The 25,158-nt window shown below is 72.3% G+C and carries 21 protein-coding genes; 15 read left to right on the plus strand and 6 right to left on the minus strand.

Annotation, left to right across the window (positions count from 1 at the left end; all coding sequences use genetic code 11):
- Positions 1-9 precede the first annotated feature (9 nt).
- Positions 10-732 carry a MerR family transcriptional regulator gene (locus RBJ77_RS05500; RefSeq protein WP_372343935.1) on the minus strand — a complete coding sequence of 241 codons (723 nt, stop codon included), beginning with the start codon at positions 730-732 and terminating at the stop codon, positions 10-12.
- Between the two features lie 110 nt (positions 733-842).
- On the opposite strand from RBJ77_RS05500, the gene RBJ77_RS05505 reads away from it, so the two are divergent.
- From RBJ77_RS05505 to RBJ77_RS05525, 5 genes are all read left to right on the plus strand, one after another.
- On the plus strand, positions 843-2,672 hold the full coding sequence (locus RBJ77_RS05505; protein ID WP_372343936.1) for a long-chain fatty acid--CoA ligase: 1,830 nt from the start codon (positions 843-845) through the stop codon (positions 2,670-2,672).
- Positions 2,673-2,874: 202 nt separating this feature from the next.
- The gene (locus RBJ77_RS05510) at positions 2,875-4,347 is read left to right on the plus strand and encodes an amino acid permease (protein ID WP_372343937.1); all 1,473 of its coding nucleotides are present in this window, start codon (positions 2,875-2,877) and stop codon (positions 4,345-4,347) included.
- 54 nt (positions 4,348-4,401) lie between these two features.
- Positions 4,402-4,881 carry a macro domain-containing protein gene (locus tag RBJ77_RS05515; protein WP_372343938.1) on the plus strand — a complete coding sequence of 160 codons (480 nt, stop codon included), beginning with the start codon at positions 4,402-4,404 and terminating at the stop codon, positions 4,879-4,881.
- Between the two features lie 132 nt (positions 4,882-5,013).
- Positions 5,014-5,301: a hypothetical protein gene (locus RBJ77_RS05520; protein WP_372343939.1), complete on the plus strand. Its 288-nt coding sequence runs from the start codon at positions 5,014-5,016 to the stop codon at positions 5,299-5,301.
- A gap of 91 nt (positions 5,302-5,392) precedes the next feature.
- Positions 5,393-6,232: an oxygenase MpaB family protein gene (locus tag RBJ77_RS05525; RefSeq protein ID WP_372343940.1), complete on the plus strand. Its 840-nt coding sequence runs from the start codon at positions 5,393-5,395 to the stop codon at positions 6,230-6,232.
- Positions 6,233-6,403: 171 nt separating this feature from the next.
- Here the strand turns inward: RBJ77_RS05525 and RBJ77_RS05530 are convergent, their stop codons facing one another.
- Positions 6,404-7,879, minus strand: coding sequence for a M1 family metallopeptidase (locus tag RBJ77_RS05530; protein WP_372343941.1), 1,476 nt, complete (start codon positions 7,877-7,879; stop codon positions 6,404-6,406).
- Positions 7,880-8,080: 201 nt separating this feature from the next.
- On the opposite strand from RBJ77_RS05530, the gene RBJ77_RS05535 reads away from it, so the two are divergent.
- The 3 genes from RBJ77_RS05535 (at position 8,081) to RBJ77_RS05545 (ending at position 13,146) form a co-directional block, all read left to right on the plus strand.
- Positions 8,081-10,051: a Xaa-Pro dipeptidyl-peptidase gene (locus RBJ77_RS05535; RefSeq protein ID WP_372343942.1), complete on the plus strand. Its 1,971-nt coding sequence runs from the start codon at positions 8,081-8,083 to the stop codon at positions 10,049-10,051.
- Positions 10,048-11,331 carry a M14 family metallocarboxypeptidase gene (locus RBJ77_RS05540; RefSeq protein WP_372343943.1) on the plus strand — a complete coding sequence of 428 codons (1,284 nt, stop codon included), beginning with the start codon at positions 10,048-10,050 and terminating at the stop codon, positions 11,329-11,331. Before RBJ77_RS05535 ends, RBJ77_RS05540 begins: the two co-directional genes overlap by 4 nt.
- Before the next feature lie 126 nt (positions 11,332-11,457).
- Positions 11,458-13,146: a BCCT family transporter gene (locus RBJ77_RS05545; RefSeq protein WP_372343976.1), complete on the plus strand. Its 1,689-nt coding sequence runs from the start codon at positions 11,458-11,460 to the stop codon at positions 13,144-13,146.
- 325 nt (positions 13,147-13,471) lie between these two features.
- On the opposite strand, the gene RBJ77_RS05550 is transcribed toward RBJ77_RS05545, so the two are convergent.
- Complete coding sequence (locus tag RBJ77_RS05550) at positions 13,472-14,413, minus strand: NAD(P)/FAD-dependent oxidoreductase (protein ID WP_372343944.1); 942 nt, start codon at positions 14,411-14,413, stop codon at positions 13,472-13,474.
- 66 nt (positions 14,414-14,479) lie between these two features.
- Between RBJ77_RS05550 and RBJ77_RS05555 the strand changes: the two genes are divergently transcribed.
- The 3 genes from RBJ77_RS05555 (at position 14,480) to RBJ77_RS05565 (ending at position 17,788) form a co-directional block, all read left to right on the plus strand.
- Positions 14,480-15,505 (plus strand): oxidoreductase, encoded by a 1,026-nt coding sequence (locus RBJ77_RS05555; RefSeq protein ID WP_372343945.1) that lies wholly within the window; start codon positions 14,480-14,482, stop codon positions 15,503-15,505.
- Between the two features lie 97 nt (positions 15,506-15,602).
- A complete protein-coding gene (locus tag RBJ77_RS05560; RefSeq protein WP_372343946.1) occupies positions 15,603-16,121 on the plus strand; it encodes a TrmH family RNA methyltransferase in 519 nt (172 codons plus the stop codon).
- 29 nt (positions 16,122-16,150) lie between these two features.
- Positions 16,151-17,788, plus strand: coding sequence for an ABC-F family ATP-binding cassette domain-containing protein (locus RBJ77_RS05565; protein ID WP_372343947.1), 1,638 nt, complete (start codon positions 16,151-16,153; stop codon positions 17,786-17,788).
- A 101-nt stretch (positions 17,789-17,889) separates the two neighbouring features.
- On the opposite strand, the gene RBJ77_RS05570 is transcribed toward RBJ77_RS05565, so the two are convergent.
- A complete protein-coding gene (locus RBJ77_RS05570) occupies positions 17,890-20,331 on the minus strand; it encodes a Tex family protein (RefSeq protein ID WP_372343948.1) in 2,442 nt (813 codons plus the stop codon).
- A gap of 134 nt (positions 20,332-20,465) precedes the next feature.
- Positions 20,466-21,341 (minus strand): hypothetical protein, encoded by an 876-nt coding sequence (locus RBJ77_RS05575; RefSeq protein WP_372343949.1) that lies wholly within the window; start codon positions 21,339-21,341, stop codon positions 20,466-20,468.
- A 115-nt stretch (positions 21,342-21,456) separates the two neighbouring features.
- On the opposite strand from RBJ77_RS05575, the gene RBJ77_RS05580 reads away from it, so the two are divergent.
- Complete coding sequence (locus RBJ77_RS05580) at positions 21,457-22,422, plus strand: GlxA family transcriptional regulator (protein WP_372343950.1); 966 nt, start codon at positions 21,457-21,459, stop codon at positions 22,420-22,422.
- 51 nt (positions 22,423-22,473) lie between these two features.
- Complete coding sequence (locus RBJ77_RS05585; protein ID WP_372343977.1) at positions 22,474-23,109, plus strand: DJ-1/PfpI family protein; 636 nt, start codon at positions 22,474-22,476, stop codon at positions 23,107-23,109.
- Between the two features lie 12 nt (positions 23,110-23,121).
- On the opposite strand, the gene RBJ77_RS05590 is transcribed toward RBJ77_RS05585, so the two are convergent.
- Positions 23,122-23,871: an enoyl-CoA hydratase/isomerase family protein gene (locus RBJ77_RS05590; protein ID WP_372343951.1), complete on the minus strand. Its 750-nt coding sequence runs from the start codon at positions 23,869-23,871 to the stop codon at positions 23,122-23,124.
- Positions 23,872-23,941: 70 nt separating this feature from the next.
- Between RBJ77_RS05590 and RBJ77_RS05595 the strand changes: the two genes are divergently transcribed.
- On the plus strand, positions 23,942-24,547 hold the full coding sequence (locus RBJ77_RS05595; protein ID WP_372343952.1) for an HdeD family acid-resistance protein: 606 nt from the start codon (positions 23,942-23,944) through the stop codon (positions 24,545-24,547).
- 129 nt (positions 24,548-24,676) lie between these two features.
- Positions 24,677-25,150 (plus strand): ATP-binding protein, encoded by a 474-nt coding sequence (locus RBJ77_RS05600; RefSeq protein WP_372343978.1) that lies wholly within the window; start codon positions 24,677-24,679, stop codon positions 25,148-25,150.
- The last annotated feature ends 8 nt before the right edge of the window (positions 25,151-25,158 follow it).

A 25,158-nucleotide genomic window follows, 5' to 3' on the forward strand; every position in this document is an offset into this window, starting at 1 on the left:
CGCGGCCGCTCAGGAGCCGTCAGGACCCGGGAGCCAGTCGCTGAGCGCCTCCTTCAGCGACCGCTGGAAGGAGGTGAGCAGCGCCTGCACCACCAGCGGATGCATGTGCGCGGACAGCGACTTCACCTCCTGCGTCGCCCGCTGCGACACCTCTCCCTGGAACAGCCGGGCCAGCTCCTGCGCGGCGGCCCGGGAGTGCTCGACCAGCACTCCGCGCGCCGCGAGGATCGACTCCAACGACATGGGGACGTCGAGGAGTTGGACGCCGAGCCGCAGCAACCCCACGTCGCAGCGGTACACGTCGCCGTCCCGGGCGACGACGTCCATCGCCGCCAGCCGCGCCACGTCCCCGTCGGCGAGGGGCCGCCCGGCCCGCTGCTCCAGCTCCCGCAGGGTGAGCCGCTCGACCGTGTCCGGGGCCCAGCTCGCCACCACGGCACGGTGGATGGCCAGTTCGTGCGCGCCCAGGCCCGCCGGGAGCTGCTCCAGATACCGCTCGATCGCCGCCAGGGTCATGCCCTGGTGCTGCAGCTCCTCGATCAGCGCGAGGCGCGACAGGTGCTCCTGCCCGTAGTGACCGACCCGGCGCGGTCCGATGACCGGCGGCGGCAGCAGCCCCCGCGTGCTGTAGAAGCGGATGGTGCGGACGGTGACGCCCGCGCGGGCCGCCAGCTCGTCGACGGTCAGCGCGGGGGCCGACGCCGCCCCGGCGTTCTCGGTGTACGTCGTCATCTCCGCCTCGCCGGTCGCTCGCGTCCTCGTACCAATCGGGTTCAACAGTATTGCTGACACACCGATGCTGTGAAAGTCTCCGGCGCAGCCCACGGCGACAGGAGGCGGTCATGACCACGATCCTGCGACTCCCCGGCGAGCCCGCCGAGCTCACCCTCCCCGCTCTGCTGCTGCGCAATGCCGAGGACCATCCGGACCTGCCTGCGCTGTCCTGGCGGACCGGGGAGGGTGAGCTCGGCGGCCCGTGGACCACCCGGACCTGGCGCGAGGTGCGCCGCACGGTCGGCGTCCTCGCCGCCGGGTACGCGGCCCTCGGCGTCCGGCGCGGCGAGCACGTCCTGATGATGCTCGGCAACCGGCCCGAGCACTGGCTCACCGACCTTGCCCTCACCCACCTCGGCGCCGTCCCCGTCACCGTGTACGGCACGGCCGCCCCCGAGCAGATCGCCCACATCGCCCGGCACAGCAGAGCCCGCTTCGCCGTCGTCGAGGGCGCCCGCGAGGTCGCCCTCTGGGAGCCCCTGGCGGCGGACCCGGACGTGCCGCTCGACCGGCTGGTCGTCGTCGAGGCGGCCGCGGCGGGCCCGCACCGCACGTACGGCTCCCTGCACGCCTCGGGCGCCCGCCTGTTCGACCCGGACGCCTTCGAGAAGACGTGGCGGGAGACATCGGCCGACGACCCCCTGACGGTCGTCTACACCTCGGGCACCACCGGCGACCCCAAGGGCGTGCGCATCACGCACCGCAACGTCCTGCTCAACGCCGTCGCCCTGGACGCCGTCGTGGACCTGCCCGACCACGTCGAGCACCTCTGCTACCTCCCCTTCGCCCACATCGCCGAGCGCATGCTCGGCATCTACCTGTCGGTGTTCCGCGCCTCGCACGTCCACCTCTGTGCCGACCCCGGGGTGGTCGCGGCGAGTGCGCGGGAACTGCACCCCGCGCAGTTCTTCGGCGTCCCGCGCGTGTGGGAGAAGCTGGCCGCGGCTTTGCAGGCGGCCCTGTCCGGGCTGCCCGACGAGCAGCGCCGGGCCGTCGAGGACGCCGCCGAGGTGGCCCGCGCACGGGTGGCCCGCCAGGAGCGCGGCGAGCGGCCGGACCCCGAGCTCGAAGCGGCGTACACCAGGGCGAAGCAGGAGGTCCTCGACCCGATCCTGGCCCTCGCCGGCTTCGAGCGGCTGGTGTGGACCGCGAGCGCGTCCGCTCCCATGCCGCTCGACGTCGTACGGTTCTGGGCCGGATTCGGCATCGCGATCATGGACGCGTGGGGGCTCACCGAGACCACCGGGGTCGCCACGACGAACCATCCGGGAGCGTTCCGGCTCGGCTCGGTCGGCCGCCCGCTGGCCGGGGTCGAGGTCAAGATCGCCGCCGACGGCGAGATCCTCGTGCGCGGCGCCACCGTCTTCGACGGCTATCTGCGGGCCGACGGGGGAGTGGACCCGGCCTGCGACGCGGACGGCTGGTTCGCGACCGGCGACATCGGCCGGCTCGACGAGGACGGCTACCTCTGGCTCACCGACCGCAAGAAGGAAATGATCGTCACGTCGACGGGCAAGAACGTCTCGCCCGCCCTCGTCGAGAACGCCCTCAAGGAGCACCCCCTCGTCGGCCAGGCCTTCGCCCACGGAGACGGCCGCTCCTACCTGGTGGCCCTGCTCGTCCTCGACCCGGACACCGCGCCCGCCTGGGCCCGCGCGCACGGCATCGACACCGCCGGGGACATCGCACTCGCCGACCACCCCGCCGTACGGGAAGAGATCGCCCGCGCCGTCGAGAGCGCCAACGCCCGCCTCAACCGCACCGAACAGATCAAGCGCTACCGGGTCCTGACCGGCGAATGGGGCCCCGAGACCGGGGAGTTGACCCCCTCGCTCAAACTGCGCCGCCGCGTGGTCAGAGAACGGTACGCGGCGGAGCTCGACTCCCTATACGCCTAACTCGGTGGCCTGTACAGAGGTTTCCGGAGATATCCCGCCATGTGAGAAGCGCCGCTATGTGATCTCCGCCACCGCGTGTCCGGTGATCTCTGGGGGAAGGTGCACCGTCGGTCCGCGCGCTGTCAGGGGTGTCGCGGGCCACTGCACATCCGGACCCCGGTGACCCCCACGTCGCCGGGCACCACAGAGTGGACACCCCCACGTGAGCAAGGACGCCGTCAACACGGCTCCGGACGCATCCCGCACGGATGCGTCCCAGGCGCCCGCCGACGCGGGCGACGCCGGTTACAGCAAGGACCTCAAGGCCCGCCACGTCAACATGATCGCGATCGGTGGCGCGATCGGCACCGGACTCTTCCTGGGCGCCGGCGGCCGCCTCCACTCGGCGGGCCCCGCGCTCGCCGTCGCGTACCTCGTCTGCGGAATCTTCGCCTTCTTCGTCGTACGGGCCCTCGGCGAGATGGTGCTCTACCGCCCGTCGTCCGGCTCGTTCGTGTCGTACGCGCGGGAGTTCCTCGGCGAGAAGGGCGCCTACGTCGCCGGCTGGATGTACTTCCTCAACTGGTCGACGACCGGCATCGCCGACATCACCGCCATCGCGCTCTACACGCACTACTGGAGCTTCTTCACGAGCATCCCGCAGTGGGTGCTCGCGCTGATCGCCCTCGCGGTGGTCCTCGTCGTCAACATGATCTCGGTGAAGATCTTCGGCGAGATGGAGTTCTGGTTCGCGATCATCAAGGTCGCCGCGCTGGTGGCCTTCATGTTCATCGGCATCTTCCTGCTGGTGACCCAGCACGACGTCGGCGGCCAGACCCCCGGCCTGAGCGTCATCACGGACAACGGCGGCTTCCTGCCGCACGGCATGATGCCCGTCGTCATCGTGATGCAGGGCGTCGTCTTCGCGTACGCGTCCCTGGAACTGGTCGGCGTCGCCGCCGGCGAGACCGCCGAGCCGCACAAGGTCGTGCCGCGCGCCGTGAACTCCATCATGTGGCGCGTGGGCCTCTTCTACGTCGGCTCGGTCGTCCTGCTCGCCCTGCTGCTGCCCGGCGCGGTGTACTCCGCCGACGAGAGCCCCTTCGTGACGGTCCTCTCCAAGATCGGCGTCCCGGCGGCCGGTGACGTGATGAACCTGGTGGTCCTCACGGCGGCCATGTCGTCGCTCAACTCCGGCCTCTACTCCACCGGCCGCATCCTGCGCTCCATGGCGATGGCGGGCTCCGCGCCCAGGTTCACCGCGCGGATGAACCGCAGCCAGGTCCCCTACGGCGGCATCCTGCTCACCGCGGGCGTCGGCGTCCTGGGCGTCGTGCTCAACAGCCTCGTCCCGAGCCAGGCCTTCGAGATCGTCCTGAACGTGGCGTCCCTCGGCATCATCAGCACCTGGATCATCATCATGATCTGCCACCTGGCGTTCGTCAGGCGGGCGAAGGAAGGCCTCGTCCGGCGCCCGGACTTCAAGCTCCCCGGCAGCGGCGTCACCGAGTACGTCACGATCGCCTTCCTCCTCGCCGTCCTCGCCCTGATGTGGAAGGACCCCGACGTCGGCCGCAAGACGCTGTACCTGATCCCGCTCGTCGCGGCGATGCTCGTCCTCGGCTGGTTCGGCGTCCGCCGCAGGGTGGAGCGCCAGGCCACGGACGAGCTGACGAAGGTGGCCGACGGGCAGTAGTGCCGGGCCCTCCGCCACGGGGCCGTTGTCAGTGGCGGCCCCTACGGTGGCGTCATGTCGGAGATCACGTACGTCCGGGGTGACGCCACCGTTCCGTCGGGCAAGGGCCCGCGCCTCATCGTCCACGTCTGCAACGACATCGGGGGCTGGGGCAAGGGCTTCGTGCTCGCCCTGTCGCGCCGCTGGCCCGAGCCGGAGAAGGCCTACCGCCGCTGGCACCGGGAGCGCGCCACGAACGACTTCGGGCTCGGCGCCGTCCAGTTCGTCCAGGTCGAGTCGTACCTGTGGGTGGCGAACCTGGTCGGCCAGCGCGGCATCCGGACGGGCAGCAAGGGCGTCCCCGTCCGGTACGAGGCGATCGCCGCAGGCCTGACGACGGTGGCGGCGAAAGCCGCCGAACTGGGCGCCTCCGTCCACATGCCGCGCATCGGGTGCGGGCTCGCCGGCGGGAAGTGGCCGCGGGTGGAGCCGCTCGTCACCGAGCGGCTCGTGGCCCGGGGAATATCGGTGACCGTGTACGACCACGGGGACTGAGCGGACCCGGCGGTGCGTGCCGCGGTGACCCGTGCGTCCTCGCGGAACCGGACGTACCGTGGCAGCCGATCGTCCGAAGGGCGCTGCCGGGACGGTGAGTTGAGGCGCGTGCCGCGCGGGTAGGACACAGGCATGGCGCTGGTTCCGTGGGACGTGCACCTCAAGACGGGTCAACTGGCCGTGTTCGCGGCCATGGCGGCGACGGCCCTCGTCACCTCCGTGCGGTGGCGGCCCCGAAGCGGTGGGAGGACGGCCGGGCCGGTCCCCGAACCATCCCCGCCCGTGCCGTTGCGGACACCGGTCGTGCCGACCCACCCCACCCCCGCAGACCCCCAACACGCGGCGGCGGTGACGGACTTGTGCACCTGCGTGGCCGAGCTCGCCTCCGACCTGGCGCAGCGCTACGGGGGCACGTACTAGGCACCCGGTCCCTCGGGTCGCTGCCGGCCGCACCCGCGTCGCATACTGGGCCTCAGGCACCAGCAGGCCCACGCGTACCACGGGAAGCGGCATGAGAGAGCACGACCCGGACCCGCCACCGCCCCCGCCGGGCGGCATCCTCTGGGACACGGCGGGCGACGTCCGCTCCCTGCTGGCGCTGCCCGCCGCGTTCGTCCTCCAGGTCGCCCACCCCGCGGTCGGCGCGGGCGTCGACGACCACTCGGTGTTCCGCACGGACCCGTGGGGCAGGGGCGAGCGCTCCCTGACCTCCGTCCTGCTCTGGGTCTACGGAGGAGAGGCCGCGGCCGAGGAGGGCCGCCGGCTGCGCCGCGTCCACCGCACGATCCGGGGCACGGACCCGCACGGCCGCCGCTACCACGCGCTCACCCCCGCGTACTACGCGTGGGTGCACGCCACCGGCTATCCCGTCGCCCGCTACGCCCGCCGCTACTTCGCCCGCCCCTTCACCGCCGAGGAGGACGAGCGGTTCTACGCGGAGTGGCTGATGGTCGGCCGGATCCTCGGCATCCACGACCGGGACATGCCGCGGACGACGGCCGAGTTCTGGCCCTACTACCGCAAGGTCCTGGCGCAGGAGATCGGCCGGAACCCGGTCGTCGACGAACTGACCGCCAGGGACCGGCCGATCCCACCGCCGTCCGACCGGCTCGCCGTGCGCCTGGTGTGGCCCGTCGTACGACCGGTACTGAGCCGCGCCCTGAGCTTCCTGTCGACCGGTCTGCTCCCGCCGGAGGCCCGCGCGGCGCTCGACCTCCGGTGGACACCGGGTCAGGAACGCCGCCTGCGCCTGTTCGCGGCGGTCGTCCGGGGCGTGGTGCCGCACCTCCCCGAACGCCTCCGCTACCTCCCGCTCGCCCGTCGCGCACGAGCGGCCGAGCGTCTGCCCTGACCGGCGCGTCGGCCTCTGCGGGCCGGTGGGGCTCCTCGCGCAGTTCCCCGCGCCCCTGGAGGCCTGCGGCCTCCTGGAGGCGCACGGAGTGCGCCTTTCAGGGGCGCGGGGAACTGCGCGACCAGCCCCCACGCACCCGCGGACACCACCCCACCGAACGCGGCAGACGCATCAGTGCTCCCCGTGCACCCCGTTCGTCGCGGCGATCTTCCGCCACGACGCGGGCCGCTCCGGAACCCCGGCCGAGCGGAGCGCAGGCGCCTCGGGCCGCACCGGCTGGTACAGCCACGTGTCGAACAGCCCGCCCAACCGCTTGCCGGACACCTTCTCCGCGTACCCCACGAAGTCGGAGACCTTCGCGTTGCCGTACGCGTGCTGCTGCGGCCACCCCTTCAGGATCGCGAAGAACTTCTTGTCGCCGACCGCGTTGCGCAGCGCCTGGATGGCCAGCGCCCCCCGGTCGTACACGGCGATGTCGAACTGGTTCTCCGCCCCGGGGTCACCCGGCTTCACCGTCCAGAACGCGTCGTCCGCCGGGTGCTGCGCGTACACGTAGTCCGCGAGCTCCTGCGCGGTGCCCTCGCCCTCCTTCTCGGACCAGAGCCACTGGCTGTAGCGGGCGAAGCCCTCGTTGATCCAGATGTCCTTCCAGTCGTCGACGGAGACGCTGTCGCCGTACCACTGGTGGGCGAGCTCGTGGACGACGACCGACACGTTCGACCCGTTGGCGAACTGCTTCGGCGAGTAGAACGGCCGCGTCTGCGTCTCCAGGGCGAACGACGACGGCACGTTCGGCACGTACCCGCCGAGCGCGTCGAAGGGGTAGGGCCCGTAGACCGACTCCAGCCACTCCGCGACCTCGGTGGTGCGCTCGACGCTGGCCTTCGCCGCGCCCTCGTTCGCGCCGAGGTCCTTGCTGTACGCGTTGATGACGGGCAGACCGTCCGCGGTCCTGTCGGTGGTGATGTCGAACTTGCCGACCGCGAGGGTCGCCAGGTACGTGGCCTGCGGCTTGCTGGAGCGCCAGTTGAAGCGGGTCCAGCCCAGCTTCGAACTCTGCGACTGGAGCGTCCCGTTGGAGATCGCCTGGGTGCCGTCCGGCACCGCGACCGACACGTCGTACGTGGCCTTGTCGCGCGGGTGGTCGTTCGACGGGAACCACCAGGCCGCCGACTCCGGCTCGTTGGCGAACACGGCGCCGTCCGGGGTGCGCTGCGGGGACGTGAAGCCCCACAGCTTCACCTCGGACGGCTTGCCCGCGTACTTCACCACGACCGTGAAGGGCGTGCCCTTGGGCAGCCCGGCGGCGGGCGTCACCTCCAGCTCCTGCACCCCGGACCTGGCGAACGCCGCCTTCCTGCCGTTCACCCTGACCTCGCTCGCGGTGAGCCCGAAGTCGAGGTCGAAGCGCGAGAGGTCCTGCGTGGAGGAGGCGAGGATCGTCGCCGTGCCCTCCAGCAGGTCCGTCTTCGGCTGGTACGTCAGCCGCAGGTCGTAGTGGGAGACGTCGTAGCCGCCGTTCCCGTACGTCGGGTAGTAGGGATCGCCGATGCCCGAGGCCCCAGGCTGGAAGTCGGCCGCCGATGCCGGGATCGCCAGCACGAGGGAGGCCGCGAGTGCGCCGGGGGCGATGAATCTGCGGTACACGGAAACTCCAAGTCGTCGGAACAGGACGGTGACTGATCTCGTCCGCGAGCCTATTCAGCACCGCACGCCCCGGTCATGTCCATGGCCGCAGCTGTCACACGATCGCCATTCGGCCGACATGTGCCTTTCCGCCCCACGGGCCTGTCGTTCCTCGCTACGGCCCTCTGTCGCGCGGGAGTTGACCCGTGTACCTTCCGCGCCATGCCGATACCTGCCAGACGCACCCACCGCCTCTGGAGAACGTTCGCAGCGACGGCCACCGCCGCCCTGCTGGCCGTTCTCGTCGTACCCGGCGCCGCCGTCCACGCGGCCACCCCCTCCGAGTCGCAGCCCGTCTACTCCTACGAGAACGCGATCCGCGAGTCCGTCTGGGTCGACACCCGGATCGACGGGGACGACGACGGGAAGACCGACCGGGTCGCCGTCGACATCGTCCGCCCCCGCGAACCCGCCGCGCAGGGCCGCAAGATCCCGGTGATCATGGACGCCAGCCCGTACTACTCCTGCTGCGGGCGCGGCAACGAGAGCCAGCTGAAGACGTACGACGCCGCCGGGAACGTCGTCCAGATGCCGCTCTACTACGACAACTACTTCGTGCCCCGCGGCTACGCCTTCGTCGGCGTCGACCTCGCGGGCACCAACCGCTCCGACGGCTGCGTCGACGTCGGCGGCCGCTCCGACATCCAGTCGGGCAAGGCCGTCGTCGACTGGCTGAACGGACGCGCCAAGGGCTACACCACCCGCACCGGCACCGAACGCGCCGAGGCGAGCTGGACCAACGGCCGCACCGGCATGATCGGCAAGAGCTACGACGGCACGATCGCCAACGGAGTCGCCGCCACCGGCGTCGAGGGCCTGGAGACGATCGTCCCGATCGGCGGGATCTCCTCCTGGTACGACTACTACTTCCAGCAGGGCGCCCCGCTCTACGACTCGGGCCCCGAGTGGCTGTCCGACTACGTGGAGAGCCCCGAGGCCCGCGCCCGCTGCGCCGCCGTCCAGCAGCAACTGGTCGACGAGGCGCCCCGCAGCGGTGACGTCACCGGCCTCTGGGAGGACCGCGACTACGTCAAGGACGCCGGCAAGGTCCGCGCCAGCGTCTTCGTCGTCCACGGCATGCAGGACCTGAACGTCCGCGCCAAGCACTTCGGCCAGTGGTGGGAGGCGCTCGCCAAGAACGGCGTCGACCGCAAGATCTGGCTCTCGCAGACCGGGCACGTCGACCCGTTCGACTACCGCCGCGGCGCCTGGGTCGACACCCTGCACCGCTGGTTCGACCACGAACTCCTCGGCTACGACAACGGCATCGACCGCGAGCCGATGGCCGACATCGAGCGCACCCCCGACCACTGGACGACCGACAAGGTCTGGCCGCCGCGCACCACCGCCACCACCGCGCTGCGCCCGGGCCAGGGCGACCGGGCCGGCGTCGGCACGCTCGGCCTCAAGAAGGGCTCCGGCACCGAGACGTTCACCGACGACCCGGCGCTGAGCGAGACCGACTGGGCCGCCCAGATCGACACCGGGACGCCCGGCAAGGCCGGCTTCATCAGCCGCCCGCTCGGCAAGGACCTGCGGCTGTCCGGCTCCTCGAAGGTCACGGTCACCGCGACCCCGACGACCGCCACCGCCCACCTGAGCGCCGTCCTCGTCGACCTCGGACCCGCCACGATCCGCGACTACTCGGGCGCGGGCGAAGGCATCACGACGCTCACCGACCGCAGCTGCTGGGGCCCCGGCACCGCCGGTGACAGCTCCTGCTTCAAGAACACGCGGACCGCGACCACCGACGTCGACGCGACGGTGTTCAGCCGCGGCTGGGCCGACCTCGGCACGTACGCGAACCCGGACAAGGGCCGCCCGCTGACCCCCGGCAAGCCCTACACGCTGACGATCTCGCTGGCGGCCGCCGACCACGTCGTACCCAAGGGCCACCGGCTCGCCCTGATCGTCGCGGGCACCGACAAGGACCTCATCGACCCGCCGTCGACGAAGCCGACCCTGACGCTCGACCTGTCCCGCTCCGCGGCCCGCGTGCCCGTCGTCGGCGGAGCCGGCGCCTTCGCCGCGGCCACCGCCGGCGCTCACTCCGCCGCCCCCCGCTCGACCGGGGCCGACGGCGTGAGCCCGTTCCGCCAGGACCGCCCCGTCCCGGGAGGCAGCACCCGATGACCCCGCGTCTTCGCACGATCGCCCTGGCCACCGCCGCGGCGGCGATCGCCGCGCCCCTGGTGGCGACGGCCCCCGCCCAGGCGACCTCGACCGTCCCGCGCACCGGCTTCGAGCAGACGAACGGCGCCCGCTGGACCAGCCAGCCCGAGGAGCAGCGGCTCCTCGCGGCCGTCGACAAGGCCTCCGACCGCGTCGCCGTGTCGACCATCGGCACGACGAAGCAGAACCGCCCCGTCCAGCTCGTCCGGATCGGAGCACACCGCACCGCGAACACGGTGCTGCTGATCTGCAGCCAGCACGGCAACGAGCCGTCCGGGCGCGAGGCGTGCCTCACCGAGATCCGCGACCTCGCGTACGCCAAGGACAGGGCGACCCAGCGGTTCCTGTCCCGCACGACCCTGCTGGTCGTGCCCACCGCCAACCCCGACGGCCGGGCCGCCGACACCCGCGGCAACTCCGACGGCATCGACGTCAACCGCGACCACCTCGCCCTCCAGACGGCCGAGGCGCGGGCGATGGCGGCCGTCGTCCGCGACCGGAAGCCCGACGTCATCTACGACCTGCACGAGTACGGGGCCACCCCGCAGTACTACGACAAGGACCTCTTCGACCTCTGGCCGCGCAACCTCAACACCGACGCCAAGGTCCACGACGAGGCCGAGACCCTGTCCGAGGGCTACGTCCGCCCGGCCGCGAACGGCTCCGGCTACTCCACGGGCACGTACGGCATCTGGACCGACCCGGTCACCGGTGACCCGATCAAGCAGACCGCGGGCGACGGGCAGGAGCGCATCCTGCGCAACATGTCCGGCGTCAAGCACGCGCTCGGCCTGCTCATCGAGAGCCGTGTCGACCCCGGCACCCCGGCCGAGGAGGCCGACGAGGCGCTGAACAACCGGCGCCGCCGCGACTCCCAACTGGCGGCGCTCGGCGGCCTGTTCTCGTTCACCGGGGAGCGGCTCGGCCGGATCGAGGCCGCGACCTCGGCGGCCCGCGCCGCCGGGTTCCGGGACACCGGGCCGATCTACGTCGGCGGCGCCGACAACGACCCCGCCGAACCCGCCGACACGATCCAGGACCCGCCCTGCGGCTACCGCCTCACCCAGGCCCAGTACGCCGAGTTCAAGGACGAGTTGGATCTGCACGGCATCACCGTCCGGAAGTCGGGCAGCGGAGCCTATGTGCCGCTGCGGCAGTCCGCGCGGGCGCTCGTCGCGCTGCTCCTCGACGGCCGCGCTCCGTACCACGTGACGGAAGGGGAGCCCGACACCAGCTGCTGAACGGGTGTGAGGCGCGTCAGGTGTGGTAGGCCGTAAAGGGTGACAACCCCTCAGAAACCACCCACCGACGCGCCCGTCCCCGACGAGGGCGCAACCGGCGGCCGGAGCCCCGCCACGGACCGGATCGTGTTCGGCGTCACCGCCGTGCTCACCCTGGCCTTCGTGGTCTGGGGCTCCGTCGCCACCGACAACCTGGAGAGCGTCTCCACCCGGCTCCTCAACGGTCTGATCCACAACGGTGGTTGGGCGTTCATGCTCGCCGCCAGCGGCTTCGTCGTGTTCGCCCTCTGGCTGGCCGTCAGCCGCTACGGGAAGATCACCCTCGGCAAGGAGGGCGAGGAGCCGGAGTTCCGCACGGTCTCGTGGGTCGCCATGATGTTCAGCGCCGGCATGGGCATCGGGCTCATGTTCTACGGAGTGAGCGAGCCGCTGGCGCACTTCACGACGCCGCCGCCCGGTACGGAACCGGCGGACGCCGCGGAAGCCATGGAGACGGCCATGGCGACCACGCTCTTCCACTGGACGCTGCACCCGTGGGCGATCTACGCGGTCGTCGGACTCGCCATCGCCTACAGCACCTTCCGCCGCCGCCGACGGCAGACCATCTCCTCCGTCTTCGTCCCGCTCATCGGCGAGGAGCGCGCGCACGGCGCGTGGGGCCGGGTCATCGACATCATCGCGATCTTCGCGACGCTGTTCGGCTCGGCCGCGTCACTCGGGCTCGGCGCGCTGCAGATCGGCTCCGGCTTCGAGGTCCTGAACTGGATGGACGACGCGAACACCGGTCTGCTCGTCGCGATCATCGCGGTCCTCACCGTCGCGTTCGTCGCCTCCGCCGTCTCCGGGGTGGAGAAGGGCATCCAGTGGCTGTCGAACACCAACATGGTGCTCGCCCTGATCCTGGCCGTCTTCGTCTTCATCGCCGGACCCACGATCATCGTCCTCGACCTGCTGCCGACCTCCCTCGGCGCCTACCTCGGTGACCTGCCCCAGCTCATCGGCCGCACCGAGGCCTCCAGCGGCAAGGGCGTCGCCGACTGGCTCGGCAGCTGGACGGTCTTCTACTGGGCGTGGTGGATCTCCTGGACGCCCTTCGTCGGCATGTTCATCGCGCGCATCAGCCGCGGCCGCACGATCCGCCAGTTCGTCGGCGGCGTCATCCTCGTGCCGTCGACGGTCAGCCTGCTCTGGTTCGCGATCTTCGGCGGTACGGCGATGAAGATGCAGGAGCGCGGGCAGCTGGGCCACGCCACCACTCCGGAGGCCCAACTCTTCGGTGTCCTCCACGAGTTCCCCATCGCGACGGCGACCAGCCTCCTCGTGATGATCCTGGTGGGCATCTTCTTCGTGTCGGGCGCCGACGCGGCCTCCATCGTGATGGGCACCCTCTCGCAGAAGGGCGCGCTCGAACCGGGCCGCTTCGTGGTCATCTTCTGGGGCGTGGTGACCGGTGCGGTGGCCGCGGTGATGCTCCTCATCGGCGACGGCTCGGACAACGCCCTCACGGGCCTGCAGAACCTGACGATCCTCGTCGCGGCGCCCTTCACCCTCGTCATGATCGGCATGTGCGTGGCCCTCATGCGCGACCTGCGCCAGGACCCGCTGATCGTCCGCGGGAACATGGGCATCGAGGTCGTCGAGGCGGCCGTCGTCGCGGGCCACGAGAAGTACGGCGGCGAGTTCGAGATCCGGATCGGCCCCGGCGACAGCCTGGAGACGGAGGGCGACCCCATCGGCGTCCACTTGGTCGAGCCGGGCACGGCCCAGGACCCCGAATCCCCCCAGAACGAAGACACCCCCCACAACCACTCCTGACCCCCCACTGGCAGGGGCCCACCCCAGCCCCTGCCCCCCACTCCAGCCCCTGCCCCTGCCCCCCACCCCACCCCGTACGACCTCCCCCCGCCTCCAACCTCCGCCCCGCCCCCGCCTTGGGCAATCTGCCGCCTGGGGCGGCAGGGTGGGCAAGGCGGCCCCCGGTGCCGCGCAACGCCGCACAGGGCCCGGGCCACGCCGCCCCTTCAGGACCTCCGGTGCAGCGCACCAGCACCCGGGCCCGGGCCACGCCGCAACCTCAGGACCCCCGGTGCAGCGCACCAGCACCGAGGCCCGGGCCACACCCCCGCACCAGCCCCCCGGCTCAGGCCCCCGCGACCAACCCGGCCACCTCCTCCGCACACCCCCAAGCCACCGTCACCCCGGCACCCCCATGCCCATAGTTGTGCACCAGCAAGCGCCCACCCGCCCCCACGTCCCGCCCCACCCGCACCACACCCCGCGCGGGCCGCAACCCCACCCGATGCCCCAGCACCCGCGCCCCCGCGATCTCCGGCCGCACCACCGCACACCGCGCCACGATCGACTCCGCCACGCCGGGATCCGGCACCAACGACCACGCGCCGTCCTCCGCCGTACCGCCCAGGATCAGCCCGCCCGGCTGGGGGAAGTAGTACGTGGTGGCGTCGGACGCCGGATCGGCCGCCGTGTACCAGTCCCGTACGCCCGGGTTCTCCACCACCACGAGCTGCCCCCGCACCGGCCGCACCGCAGGATCCGGCACCAGCTCCCGCGCCCCGAGCCCCGTACAGTTCACGACGACCGGCGCGCACGCGAACGCCTCGTCGAGCGAGCCGACCTCCCGCACCTCCACCGGCACCCCGGCCGCCGCCAACTCGCCCCGCAGCCACGCCAGATGCGCCGGCATGTCGAGCAGCGGCAGCCGCGCCGCGAGCCCCCGGTCCGTCTCGCGCAGCCCGGCCACCTCCCCGGCCCACGCCCCGAGCCCGGCAAGCCGGGTGTCCGCGTGCACGCCGTCGACCATCCGTACGCCGGTCTCCTCCGGACGGCCCGCCCACTCCTCGTAGCGCCGCAGCGACCGCACCGGCCACGGACCCACCCGCTCCACCGGATCGATCCGGTACGGCCACCACAACGCCCCCGCGACGGCCGAGGTGGTCCGCTCGGCCGGTTCCCGCGACCACACCCTCACCCGCCGGCCGTGCTCCGCCAGCACCAGGGCGGTCGACAGGCCGATGACCCCGCCGCCGATCACGATCACGTCACCGCTCGCATCACTGTCCACGCCCGGACGGTAGCGGAATGTGTCATGCCGTGCTCAACAAGGGTGTCGGGTGGGGATACTCACACCATGTCTGCCGAGTACGCGACCTTCGGCCTGGCACCGGCGATGCGCGCCGGTGGAGTTCTCGCCAACGGTGACTACCAAGTCCACCGGGACTTCGTGGACTTCATCGTCGACGGGCGCCCGCTGCTGTTCCAGCTCTCCGACCTCGACGCGGTCTCCCCGCTGGCCGCCGACATCCCGCCCGCCATCTTCACCGACCACGTCAGGAGCCTGCTCCTGGAGGCCGACGCGCCCCTCGCGCAGGGCCGCTACGTCATCTACGGCTGCCCCGAGTGCGAGGGCCTGGAGTGCGGCGCCGTCACCGCCGTCATCGAGCGGTCCGGCGACGACTTCGTCTGGCGCGACTTCGCCTGGCAGACCGACGACCACGCCGACCTGGAGCTCAACGGCTACCACGGCATCGGCCCGTTCCGCTTCCGCGGCACCGAGTACCGCGCCGCCCTCGGCCAGTTGCTCACCGGCCCCACCGAACCGGCCGCCCGCCGCCGGGTGCTGCTCATCGGCGCCCGCGTCGCCGTCCTCGCGAAACTCGCCGCCGCGCTGCGCACCATCGGCATCGGCGCGGACATCACCCACGACGCCGCCGGCGTGCCCCCGGAGGAACTGCGGGCGTACGGTGCCGTCGCCTTCGGCCGCGCCGTCGACGAGACCCAACGGGACGCCGTGCGCCGGGCGTTCGAGCGGGCCGGTGCCGAGGTGGCGTACGTCGACGGACTCGCCCCGATCATCCCCCTCCTGGTCGCCCAGATCGAGGCGGCCCTCGACCGCAGCCCCCGGGAACGGCGCCGTCTGACCCGGCTCGTCGCCGCCGACGGCGAGGCGGGCATCGAGGTCACCTCCACCTGCCGCGTCCAGCTCACCGCCTACCGCCTCGACCGCCTCTACCGCGCCCACGTCCACGACGTCTTCGACGAGGTCCTCGACCCCGGCAAGCACCGAATTCCGCTCGACAACAAGGCGACCAAGGGGGAATCCTTCCTCGTGGCACGCACCACCGGGAGCGTGCTGGTGGCGCCGATGGCGCGCTGACCCACCCTGCCCCTGTCCCTGACCGGCCCCGGCGAGCCGCTGATCGCCGTACGACGATGCATCCTGCCGAGACCGTGAGGCGTGCCTCCACGGGCCGATGAGCCCGCGGATCCGCCCCCGCACCCCCGACGAACTGCGCCGGGCCCGCCGAAACCGCGCCCACTCCTGCTGGGACCACCTGTACGCGGCCCCGCTGTGGCCGCTGCACGGCGCCAACCTGGGCACGCTCGCCCGCACCTGCGACGCGGTCGGCGCGTGCCTGACCGTGCCCCGCTTCCCGTGGGTGCCGGAGGCGCTGGCGCGCGGCAACACGCTGCGCCGCCCGCTGTGCACGCACTGGACCGGCGACCCCCTGGGGTGGCTGGGCCGGCAGCGGGAGCGCGGCGCCCGGATCGTCGGCGTGGAACTCGCCGACGAGGCCGTCCGCCTCGCCGACCTGCCCACCGCCCGCGAGCCGACCGTCGTCGTCCTCGGCCACGAACAGTCCGGGATCCCGCCGGAGGCGCTCGACCTCCTCGACGTCTGCGTGGAGATCCCGATGGTCGGCCACGGCGCCAGCCTCAACGTCGCCGTCGCGGGTTCCCTCGTCCTCTACAAGCTCGCCGGTCTGCTCTGAAACCGGCGCCGACTAGGATCGACGCCCTGATGACTGCCACTCTCGTAGCCAAGAACCTCGCCGCCGGTCACGGCGACCGCTCGCTCTTCTCCGGCCTCGACCTCGTCGTCGCCCCCGGTGACGTGATCGGGCTCGTCGGTGCCAACGGAGCCGGGAAATCCACCCTGCTCCGCCTCCTCGCGGGCCTCGCCACCCCGGAGGAGGGCGAGCTGCGGCTCTCCCCGCCGACCGCGGCCGTCGGCCACCTCCCGCAGGAGCCCGACCGCCGCCCCGGCGAGACGATCCGGGAGTTCCTGGCCCGCCGCACCGGCGTGGCCGAGGCCCAGCGCGTCATGGACGAGGCCACCCAGGGCCTGGTCGACGGCGCACCGGGCGCCGACGACGCGTACGCCACGAGTCTGGACCGCTGGCTGCACCTGGGCGGCGCCGACCTCGACGAACGCGCCGAGGAGGTCGCCGAGCAGCTGGGCCTCACCGTCGGCCTCGACCAGACGATGACGTCGCTGTCCGGCGGCCAGGCTGCGCGGGCGGGCCTCGCGTCGCTGCTGCTGTCCCGCTACGACGTCTTCCTCCTGGACGAGCCCACGAACGACCTCGACCTGGACGGTCTGGAGCGCCTGGAGTCGTTCGTCCGCGGACTGCGCGCGGGCACCGTCGTCGTCAGCCACGACCGCGAGTTTCTCACCCGCACCGTCACCAAGGTCCTCGAACTCGACCTCGCGCAGCAGCAGATCAACCTCTACGGAGGCGGCTACGACGCCTACCTGGAGGAGCGCGAGGTCGCCCGGCGGCACGCCCGCGACGAGTACGAGGAGTACGCGGACAAGAAGTCGGCGCTCGAAGGACGCGCCCAGATGCAGCGCTCCTGGATGGACAAGGGCGTCAAGAACGCGCGGCGCAAGGCGACGGACAACGACAAGATCGGCCGCAAGTTCCGCAGCGAGTCCAGCGAGAAGCAGGCCGCCAAGGCCCGTCAGACGCAGCGCATGATCGAGCGCCTCGACGTGGTCGAGGAGCCCCGCAAGGAGTGGGAGCTGCGCATGGAGATCGCGGCGGCCCCGCGCTCCGGCGCCGTGGTCGCCTCCCTGCGCGACGCCGAACTGCGCCGCGGGGACTTCCGCTTCGGGCCGGTCACCCTCCAGATCGACTGGGCCGACCGCGTCGCGATCACCGGGGCGAACGGCTCGGGCAAGTCGACGCTCCTCGGCGCCCTGCTCGGCCGGCTCCCGCTCGACGACGGCCACGCGACGCTCGGTTCGGGCGTCGTGGTCGGCGAGGTCGACCAGGCCCGCGCCCTGTTCCACGGCCCGGAGGCCCTGCTCGACGCGTTCTGCGCGGCGGTCCCCGACACGGAACCCGCCGAGGTCCGCACGCTGCTCGCCAAGTTCGGCCTCAAGGCGGACCACGTACTGCGCCCCGCGGCAACGCTCTCACCCGGCGAACGCACCCGGGCCGCCCTCGCGCTCCTCCAGGGCCGGGGCGTCAACCTCCTGGTCCTCGACGAGCCGACGAACCACCTGGACCTCCCGGCGATCGAACAGCTCGAATCGGCCATGGAGTCCTACGAGGGCACCCTCCTTCTGGTCACCCACGACCGCAGAATGCTGAACGCGGTCCGCACGACGAGGCGCTTCGAGGTGGCAGAGGGAAAGGTGACGGAACTCTAGCCCGAGCCCAGGACGAGGGCGCCCCTTCAGGGGCGCGGGGAACTGCGCGACCGGCCACGACCGGCCCGCAGCTCCCCGCGAGACATCAGCCCCTACGGCGCCTAGGCCAGCCCCGCCTTGCGCAACGCATCGGCCATGGCCGAGTTCGCCGCGGCCGGAGCGGACCGCGGCCGACCGCCACCGCCCCCACCGGAACCGCCGGATCCACCGGACCCGCCGGAACCACCCCGGCGGGACTTCTGCTGCGGCGGCTTCCGGTCCCGGTCACCACCACGGCCCCGGCCACCGTCACGCTCGCCCTGCCCGCGCTGCCCCCGCTGACCGCCGGAGGCGGCGTCGTCGTCGAGCCGCAGCGTCAGCGAGATCCGCTTGCGCGGCACGTCGATGTCGAGGACCTTCACCTTGACGATGTCGCCGGGCTTCACCACGTCGCGCGGGTCCTTCACGAACGTCCGCGACAGCGCCGACACATGGGCCAGCCCGTCCTGGTGCACACCGATGTCGATGAACGCCCCGAAGGCGGCGACGTTCGTCACCACGCCCTCCAGGACCATCCCCGACTCCAGGTCGGAGATCTTCTCGACGCCCTCCTTGAAGGTGGCCGTCTTGAAGGCGGGCCGCGGGTCGCGCCCCGGCTTCTCCAGCTCCTTCAGGATGTCCGTCACGGTCGGCAGACCGAACGTGTCGTCCACGTAGTCCGCCGCCTTGAGCGAGCGCAGCGTCCCCGTGTCGCCGATCAGCGAACCGACCTCGCCCCCGGTCGACGTGGCCATCCGCCGCACCACGGGATACGCCTCGGGGTGCACGGACGACGCGTCCAGCGGGTCGTCGCCGCCCCGGATCCGCAGGAAGCCCGCGCACTGCTCGTACGCCTTCGGGCCGAGCCGGGCGACGTCCTTGAGGCCCTTGCGGTTGCCGAACGGGCCGTTGGCGTCGCGGTGCGCCACGATGTTCTCCGCGAGGCCCGCGCCGATGCCCGACACGCGCGCGAGGAGCGGCGCGGAGGCGGTGTTCACATCGACGCCCACCCCGTTCACACAGTCCTCGACCACCGCGTCCAGCGAACGGGACAGCTTCACCTCGCTCAGGTCGTGCTGGTACTGCCCGACGCCGATCGACTTCGGGTCGATCTTCACCAGCTCGGCCAGCGGGTCCTGGAGGCGCCGCGCGATGGACACGGCGCCGCGCAGCGACACGTCCATGTCCGGCAGCTCCTGCGAGGCGAACGCGGAGGCCGAGTACACGGACGCGCCCGCCTCGGACACCATCACCTTGGTGAGCTTCAACTCCGGGTGCTTGGAGATGAGTTCACCGGCGAGCTTGTCGGTCTCGCGCGACGCCGTGCCGTTGCCGATCGCGATCAGGTCGACCGCGTGCTCCTTGGAGAGCCGCGCCAGCTTGGCGATCGCCTCGTCCCAGCGGTTCGCCGGGACGTGCGGGTGGATGACGTCGGTCGCCACGACCTTGCCCGTCGCGTCGACGACCGCCACCTTCACGCCCGTACGGAAACCGGGGTCCAGGCCCAGCGTCGCGCGCGTGCCCGCGGGGGCGGCGAGCAGCAGGTCCCGCAGGTTCGCCGCGAACACCTTCACCGCCTCGTCCTCGGCGGCCGTGCGCAGCCGCAGCCGCAGGTCGATGCCGAGGTGCACGAGGATGCGGGTGCGCCAGGCCCAACGGACCGTGTCCTGCAGCCACTTGTCGCCCGGACGCCCCTGGTTCCTGATCCCGAACCGGTCGGCCACGATCGGCTCGTACGAGGACGTGGCGGACGTGGCGGACGTGGACCCGGACGTCTCGTCGGCCGGCTCCTCCGGCTCCAGGACGAGCTCCAGGACGTCCTCCTTCTCGCCGCGCAGCATCGCCAGGACGCGGTGCGAGGGAAGCTCCTTGAAGGGCTCCGCGAAGTCGAAGTAGTCGGCGAACTTGGCGCCCGCCTCCTCCTTGCCCGACTTCACCTTCGCCGCGAGCCGCCCGCGCACCCACATGCGCTCGCGCAGCTCACCGATCAGGTCGGCGTCCTCGGAGAACCGCTCGGTGAGGATGGCCCGCGCGCCGTCGAGCGCGGCCTGCGGGTCCGCGACGCCCTTGTCGGCGTCGACGAACGCGGCCGCGGCGGCCTGGGGGTCGACCGTCGGATCGCCGAGCAGCCCCTCCGCCAGCGGTTCGAGGCCCGCCTCGCGGGCGATCTGCGCCTTCGTCCGCCGCTTCGGCTTGAACGGCAGATAGATGTCCTCCAGGCGCGCCTTGGTGTCGGCGGCGCGGATCTGCGCTGCCAGCTCCTCGGTCAGCTTGCCCTGCTCGCGCACCGAGTCGAGGACGGCGGCGCGCCGCTCCTCCAGCTCGCGCAGGTACCGCAGCCGCTCCTCCAGGGTGCGCAGCTGGGCGTCGTCGAGCGACTCCGTCGCCTCCTTGCGGTAACGAGCGATGAAGGGCACCGTCGAACCGCCGTCAAGGAGGTCGACGGCAGCCTTCACCTGCCGCTCCCGTACGCCGAGTTCTTCGGCAATCCTGCCTTCGATGGACCCAACAGTGGGTGTCGCCACGATCCCGTACCGCCTATGTCGACTGAGGTTGCGCGGCAATTGTGGCAGGTGACACCGACAACGGGGGATCAGGGCGCTGACCGGGTCACCCGCGCCGGGCACCGCGCCCCGCCGTGCTCAGACGTGCTCAGACGTCAGGCGGCCTTGCCGATCAGATCGGCGGGGAACGCCCCGTTCTCCAGCGCCGCCCCGATGAACCCGGCGGCCAGCTCGGTGAGCCGGGCCACGCCGTCCTCGCCGAGGTGCTCGTACGGAGCGAGGTCCATGGCGTCCGTGCGCGTCTCGATCTCGGCGCGCAGCCGGACGCCCTCCTCGGTGAGCGTCAACTCCTCGTCGGCGGCGAGGAGTCCACGGGCGCGCAGCCGGCCGGCCGCCGCGTCGTACTCGTCCCGGCTCCAGCCGCGCGTGGCGAGCAGGAACTTCGGGGCCATGCCCTTGCCGGTCGCGACGTGGCTGACCAGGGCCTCCACCGGGTCGAGTCCCGCGGCCAGCAGCGCGGCGAGGTGGCCGTCGCCGCGGTGCTCGCGCAGCAGGGTCGCGGCGTGCCAGTACGCCATGTGCGGCGCCTCGGGGACCGGGAGGTCGGCGTGGGCCGCGTACAGCGGCCGGGCGTGCCGGGTGCACGCCTCGGTCGCGCGCAGGGCGAGTTCGGCGGCCTCGGCCATCTCCTTGGAGGCGAGCACCTCGTCGCCGAGCAGCCGGCGCAGCGTCGCGTCCACGGCACGCGCGCGTGCCGCGAGGACGGTCTCCGGGGACGCGGCCTTCCACACCTCGGGCACGTGCCGCGCGACCAGGTCGTGCTTGAAGTTGTAGAAGGTGGCCGTGACCGTGCCGGCTCCGACGGCGCCCATCGGGGCCGACCGCACCGCGAGGTAGGCGGCGCTGCGGTCCGGCACGCCGACCGCGGCCAGTTCTCTGCCCAGGTCGGGCGAGAAGTAGTGCGTCGAGTGGAACGGGTTGAGCACGTGGTGACAGCGGCGGGCGTCACGAAGGCGCGGGTCAGGAGTCATGCCCGCACGTTACCGACCGGTTGGTACGGCTGGCGACGCGGGGGACCCGACCATGGCAGGAAAGGAGGGGAACTCGTCATTGCGGCCATGGCGGCACCGGTCGAAGAATGAGGTCATGCCGCCACGCACCGTCCTGGTCCTCCTCTTCGACGACGTCCAGAGCCTCGACGTCACCGGCCCCGTCGAGGTGTTCGCGGGAGCGGGGCCGGCCACCGGCGCCGCCGGGTACCGGGTCCGCACGGCCTCCCTGGACGGGGGCGCGGTGCGCACGTCGAGCGGACTGACGCTGGTGCCCGACCACGCCCTGGCGGACGCCCCCGCCCCGCACACCCTGCTCGTCCCCGGCGGCCAGGGCACGCGCACCCCCGACCCCCGGCTGGTCGACTGGCTGCGCACGGCCGCCCCGCGCGCCGAGCGGATCGTCTCGGTCTGCACCGGCGCCATCCTGCTGGCCCGCGCGGGCCTCCTCGACGGCCGCCGGGCCACGACCCACTGGGCGTACTGCGCCAAGCTGGCGCAGGACCACCCGGAGATCGAGGTCGACCCCGACCCCATCTACGTACGCGACGGGAACGTGGCCACGTCCGCCGGCGTCACCGCGGGCATCGACCTCGCCCTCGCGCTCGTGGAGGAGGACCACGGCAGGGACACGGCCCTCACCATCGCCCGCCACCTCGTCGTCTTCCTCCGCCGCCCGGGCAACCAGGCCCAGTTCAGCGCCCAGCTCGCCGCCCAGACAGCCCGCCGCGAGCCGCTCCGCGAGGTCCAGCAGTGGATCACCGAGCACCCCGGCGACGACCTGTCGGTGGACTCCCTGGCGGCCCGCGCCCGCCTCTCGCCCCGGCACTTCGCCCGCGCCTTCCAGTCCGAGACCGGCCTGACCCCCGGCAAGTACGTGGAGCGCGTCCGGGTGGAACACGCCCGCCGGCTCCTGGAGGACACCACGGACGGCGTGGAGGAGATCTCCCGGTCCACCGGCTACGGCACCCCGGAAGCGATGCGCCGCGCCTTCCTCAAGACCCTCGGCACGTCACCGGCGGAGTACCGCCGCCGGTTCCACGCGCCGCGCGCCACCCTCTGACCGTCCGACCACGGAAATCCAGCTGACCGTCCGACCATGGAAGGGAACTCCATGCAGATCGCCGTCGTCCTCTTCGACCGCTTCACCGCCCTCGACGCCGTCGGCCCCTACGAGACCCTCGGGCGCCTGCCCGACGCCGAACTCGTCTTCGTCGCCGAGGAGCGCGGACCGGTGCGCAGCGACACCGGCACGCTCGCGCTCGTCGCCGACCGGGACCTCGCCGAGGTGCCGCACCCGGACATCGTGATCGTCCCCGGCGGCCCCGGCCAGACCCCGCAGATGGAGAACGAGGCACTTCTTGCCTGGCTGCGCGAGGCCGACGCGCACAGCACCTGGACGACGTCCGTGTGCACCGGATCGCTGCTGCTGGCCGCCGCGGGACTGCTCGCGGGCCGCCGCGCCACCTCGCACTGGCTGGCCCTGGACTTCCTGAAGCAGTTCGGCGCGGAGCCGACGGGCGAGCGCGTCGTCATCGACGGCAAGTACGTCACCGCGGCCGGGGTGTCGTCCGGCATCGACATGGGGCTGACCCTGCTCGGCCGGATCGCGGGCGACGAGCACGCCCAGGCCGTGCAACTGCTGACCGAGTACGACCCGCAGCCGCCCTACGACGCGGGCTCCCCGCAGAAGGCGCCCGCCCACCTCGTCGAGGAGTTCCGGGCCAAGAGCCGCTTCGTCCTGACGTGACGGGGAGCGGGGTCACACGGTCCAGGTGAAGTCCGGGACCCGGCGCTCCAGGAAGGCGGCGACACCCTCCGCGGTGTCGCCGCTGCCGCGCGCCTGCTCGGCCCAGTACGCGTCCCGGTCCGTGCGCCCGGCCGCGAACTCCTTCGCCGCCGCCTGCGTCAGCTGCGAGCGGGCGGCGAGCACCCGGGTGAACTCGGCGACCCGCTTGTCCAGCTCGGCCCCGGCCCACACCTCGTCCACGAACCCGGACCGCAGCGCCCGCTCCGTGTCGATCAACTCGCCCGAGAACAAGAGGTACTTGGCGGTCGCCGGGCCCACCAGCGAGGCGAGCCGCCGGGTCGACGACGCCGGGTAGACGATGCCGAGCTTGGCCGGGGTCACCCCGAACAGGGCGCCCTCGGCGGCGAACCGCAGATCGCAGGCGGCCGCCAACTGGCTGCCGCCGCCCACGCAGTAGCCGCGCACCACGGCGAGCGTCGGTTTCGGGAACGCCGCGAGCGCCTCCTCGGCCGCCACCGCGAGCCCCTGCGCCGCACCGGTTCTGAGCGTCGAGATGTCGGCGCCCGCGCAGAACGTCGCACCGGCCCCGGTGAGCACCACGACCCGCACCGCCGGATCCGCCGCGAGCCCCGCGAGCAGCGGCGGCAGCGCGGCCCACATGGCGTCGGTCATGGCGTTGCGCTTGGCCGGATGGTCGATGACGACGGTGGCGACCCCGTCCGCGACGGAGTACGTGATCTGGGGCGGCGGCAGCTCGGACATGCGCCGGATGCTATCCGCCCCGGGCGAACGTACGATCGGGAAGGGGGTGCCGACAGGACGGGAGGCGCCCATGCCCGAAGCACAGAGCAAGAAACTGCGGCGCGGCCTCGGCTGGCTCGCCCTGCTCGGCGGGCTGCTCGTGCTCGCCGGTCTGGTCGGCCTGGCCTACACCGCGTTCGCCACCCTGACGTCGATGCTGCTCTTCGGCTGGCTGCTGCTGATCGGCGGGCTCGTCGGCCTGCTGCACGCGATCCAGTCGCGCGGCACCAGCTTCTTCTGGCTCGCGGTCGTGGTCGCCGCCCTGAACCTCGCGGCCGGTGTCGTCGTGATCCGCCACCCCGAGGGCACCGCCGAGGCCCTCACCATGTTCGCGGCCCTGCTCTTCCTCACCGGTGGTGTGTTCCGGCTCGTGGGCGGACTCGTCGTGCGGGGGCCGCAGTTCGGCTGGACGCTGGTGCAGGGCGCGTTCGGCATCCTGCTCGGCGTGCTGGTCCTGGGCAACTGGCCGGAGTCCAGCCGGTACGTCCTGGGCTGCTTCTTCTCGCTCGCCCTGCTCTTCGACGGCCTGGGCCTGCTGGCCATGGGCCTCGGCGGCCGGCGCATCGTCCACCTCGTAGAACAAGCTGAAGAGCCGCCGAAAGAGGAACAACTGGGGCAGGACCGGTCGCAGGGCTGACCTGGTCATACGGCAGCGGTCAAAATCCGTCGATACTCGCTGACTTCTGGTCAGTCATCCGGTCCGGACCAGCTGATTCCCAACACTCGAAGGGTGGTGACAATCGAGCGCAAGGGCGGCGACCGGACGATGAGCGAGCACGGGAGCGTGCCCCCCGATCAGCCATCGGGCGGGCCGTTGCCGTACGAGGGGGTCTGGCGGTTCACCGCCCAGGCGATCGACGCCTCCGTGCCGCAGGCCAGGCGGGCGGTGCGCGAACTGCTCGCCCGGCAGGGCGTGCCCGCCTCCGACGACCTGGTGCACGGACTGCTCGTGATCGTCTCCGAACTCGTCACGAACGCGGTGAAGCACGCCGCCCTGCTCTCGCCGATGCTCGCCGTGGAGGTCGCGGTCGGGGCGGAGTGGGTGCGGGTCTCCGTGGAGGACGAACACCCCTACCGCCCCACGGCGCTGGAGGCCACCAGCGGCCAGACGGGCGGCCGCGGTCTGCTGCTCGTCCGGGAGATCACCGGTGAGGCGGGCGGCGTCTGCGACGTCGAGCACACCGCGAGCGGGGGCAAGGTGATCTGGGCCGCCCTGCCCCTCAAGCCCGCGAGCGTCTGAGCGCTCGG

The sequence above is a fragment of the Streptomyces sp. KL116D genome (assembly GCF_030766975.1).
Taxonomy (GTDB): domain Bacteria; phylum Actinomycetota; class Actinomycetes; order Streptomycetales; family Streptomycetaceae; genus Streptomyces; species Streptomyces longispororuber_A.

Coding starts and splice junctions, on each gene's coding strand:
- RBJ77_RS05500 (WP_372343935.1), bottom strand. CDS start 732: ATGACGACGTACACCGAGAACGCCGGGGCGGCGTCGGCCCCCGCGCTG.
- RBJ77_RS05505 (WP_372343936.1), top strand. CDS start 843: ATGACCACGATCCTGCGACTCCCCGGCGAGCCCGCCGAGCTCACCCTC.
- RBJ77_RS05515 (WP_372343938.1), top strand. CDS start 4,402: ATGTCGGAGATCACGTACGTCCGGGGTGACGCCACCGTTCCGTCGGGC.
- RBJ77_RS05520 (WP_372343939.1), top strand. CDS start 5,014: ATGGCGCTGGTTCCGTGGGACGTGCACCTCAAGACGGGTCAACTGGCC.
- RBJ77_RS05525 (WP_372343940.1), top strand. CDS start 5,393: ATGAGAGAGCACGACCCGGACCCGCCACCGCCCCCGCCGGGCGGCATC.
- RBJ77_RS05535 (WP_372343942.1), top strand. CDS start 8,081: ATGCCGATACCTGCCAGACGCACCCACCGCCTCTGGAGAACGTTCGCA.
- RBJ77_RS05540 (WP_372343943.1), top strand. CDS start 10,048: ATGACCCCGCGTCTTCGCACGATCGCCCTGGCCACCGCCGCGGCGGCG.
- RBJ77_RS05555 (WP_372343945.1), top strand. CDS start 14,480: ATGTCTGCCGAGTACGCGACCTTCGGCCTGGCACCGGCGATGCGCGCC.
- RBJ77_RS05560 (WP_372343946.1), top strand. CDS start 15,603: ATGAGCCCGCGGATCCGCCCCCGCACCCCCGACGAACTGCGCCGGGCC.
- RBJ77_RS05565 (WP_372343947.1), top strand. CDS start 16,151: ATGACTGCCACTCTCGTAGCCAAGAACCTCGCCGCCGGTCACGGCGAC.
- RBJ77_RS05575 (WP_372343949.1), bottom strand. CDS start 21,341: ATGACTCCTGACCCGCGCCTTCGTGACGCCCGCCGCTGTCACCACGTG.
- RBJ77_RS05580 (WP_372343950.1), top strand. CDS start 21,457: ATGCCGCCACGCACCGTCCTGGTCCTCCTCTTCGACGACGTCCAGAGC.
- RBJ77_RS05585 (WP_372343977.1), top strand. CDS start 22,474: ATGCAGATCGCCGTCGTCCTCTTCGACCGCTTCACCGCCCTCGACGCC.
- RBJ77_RS05590 (WP_372343951.1), bottom strand. CDS start 23,871: ATGTCCGAGCTGCCGCCGCCCCAGATCACGTACTCCGTCGCGGACGGG.
- RBJ77_RS05595 (WP_372343952.1), top strand. CDS start 23,942: ATGCCCGAAGCACAGAGCAAGAAACTGCGGCGCGGCCTCGGCTGGCTC.
- RBJ77_RS05600 (WP_372343978.1), top strand. CDS start 24,677: ATGAGCGAGCACGGGAGCGTGCCCCCCGATCAGCCATCGGGCGGGCCG.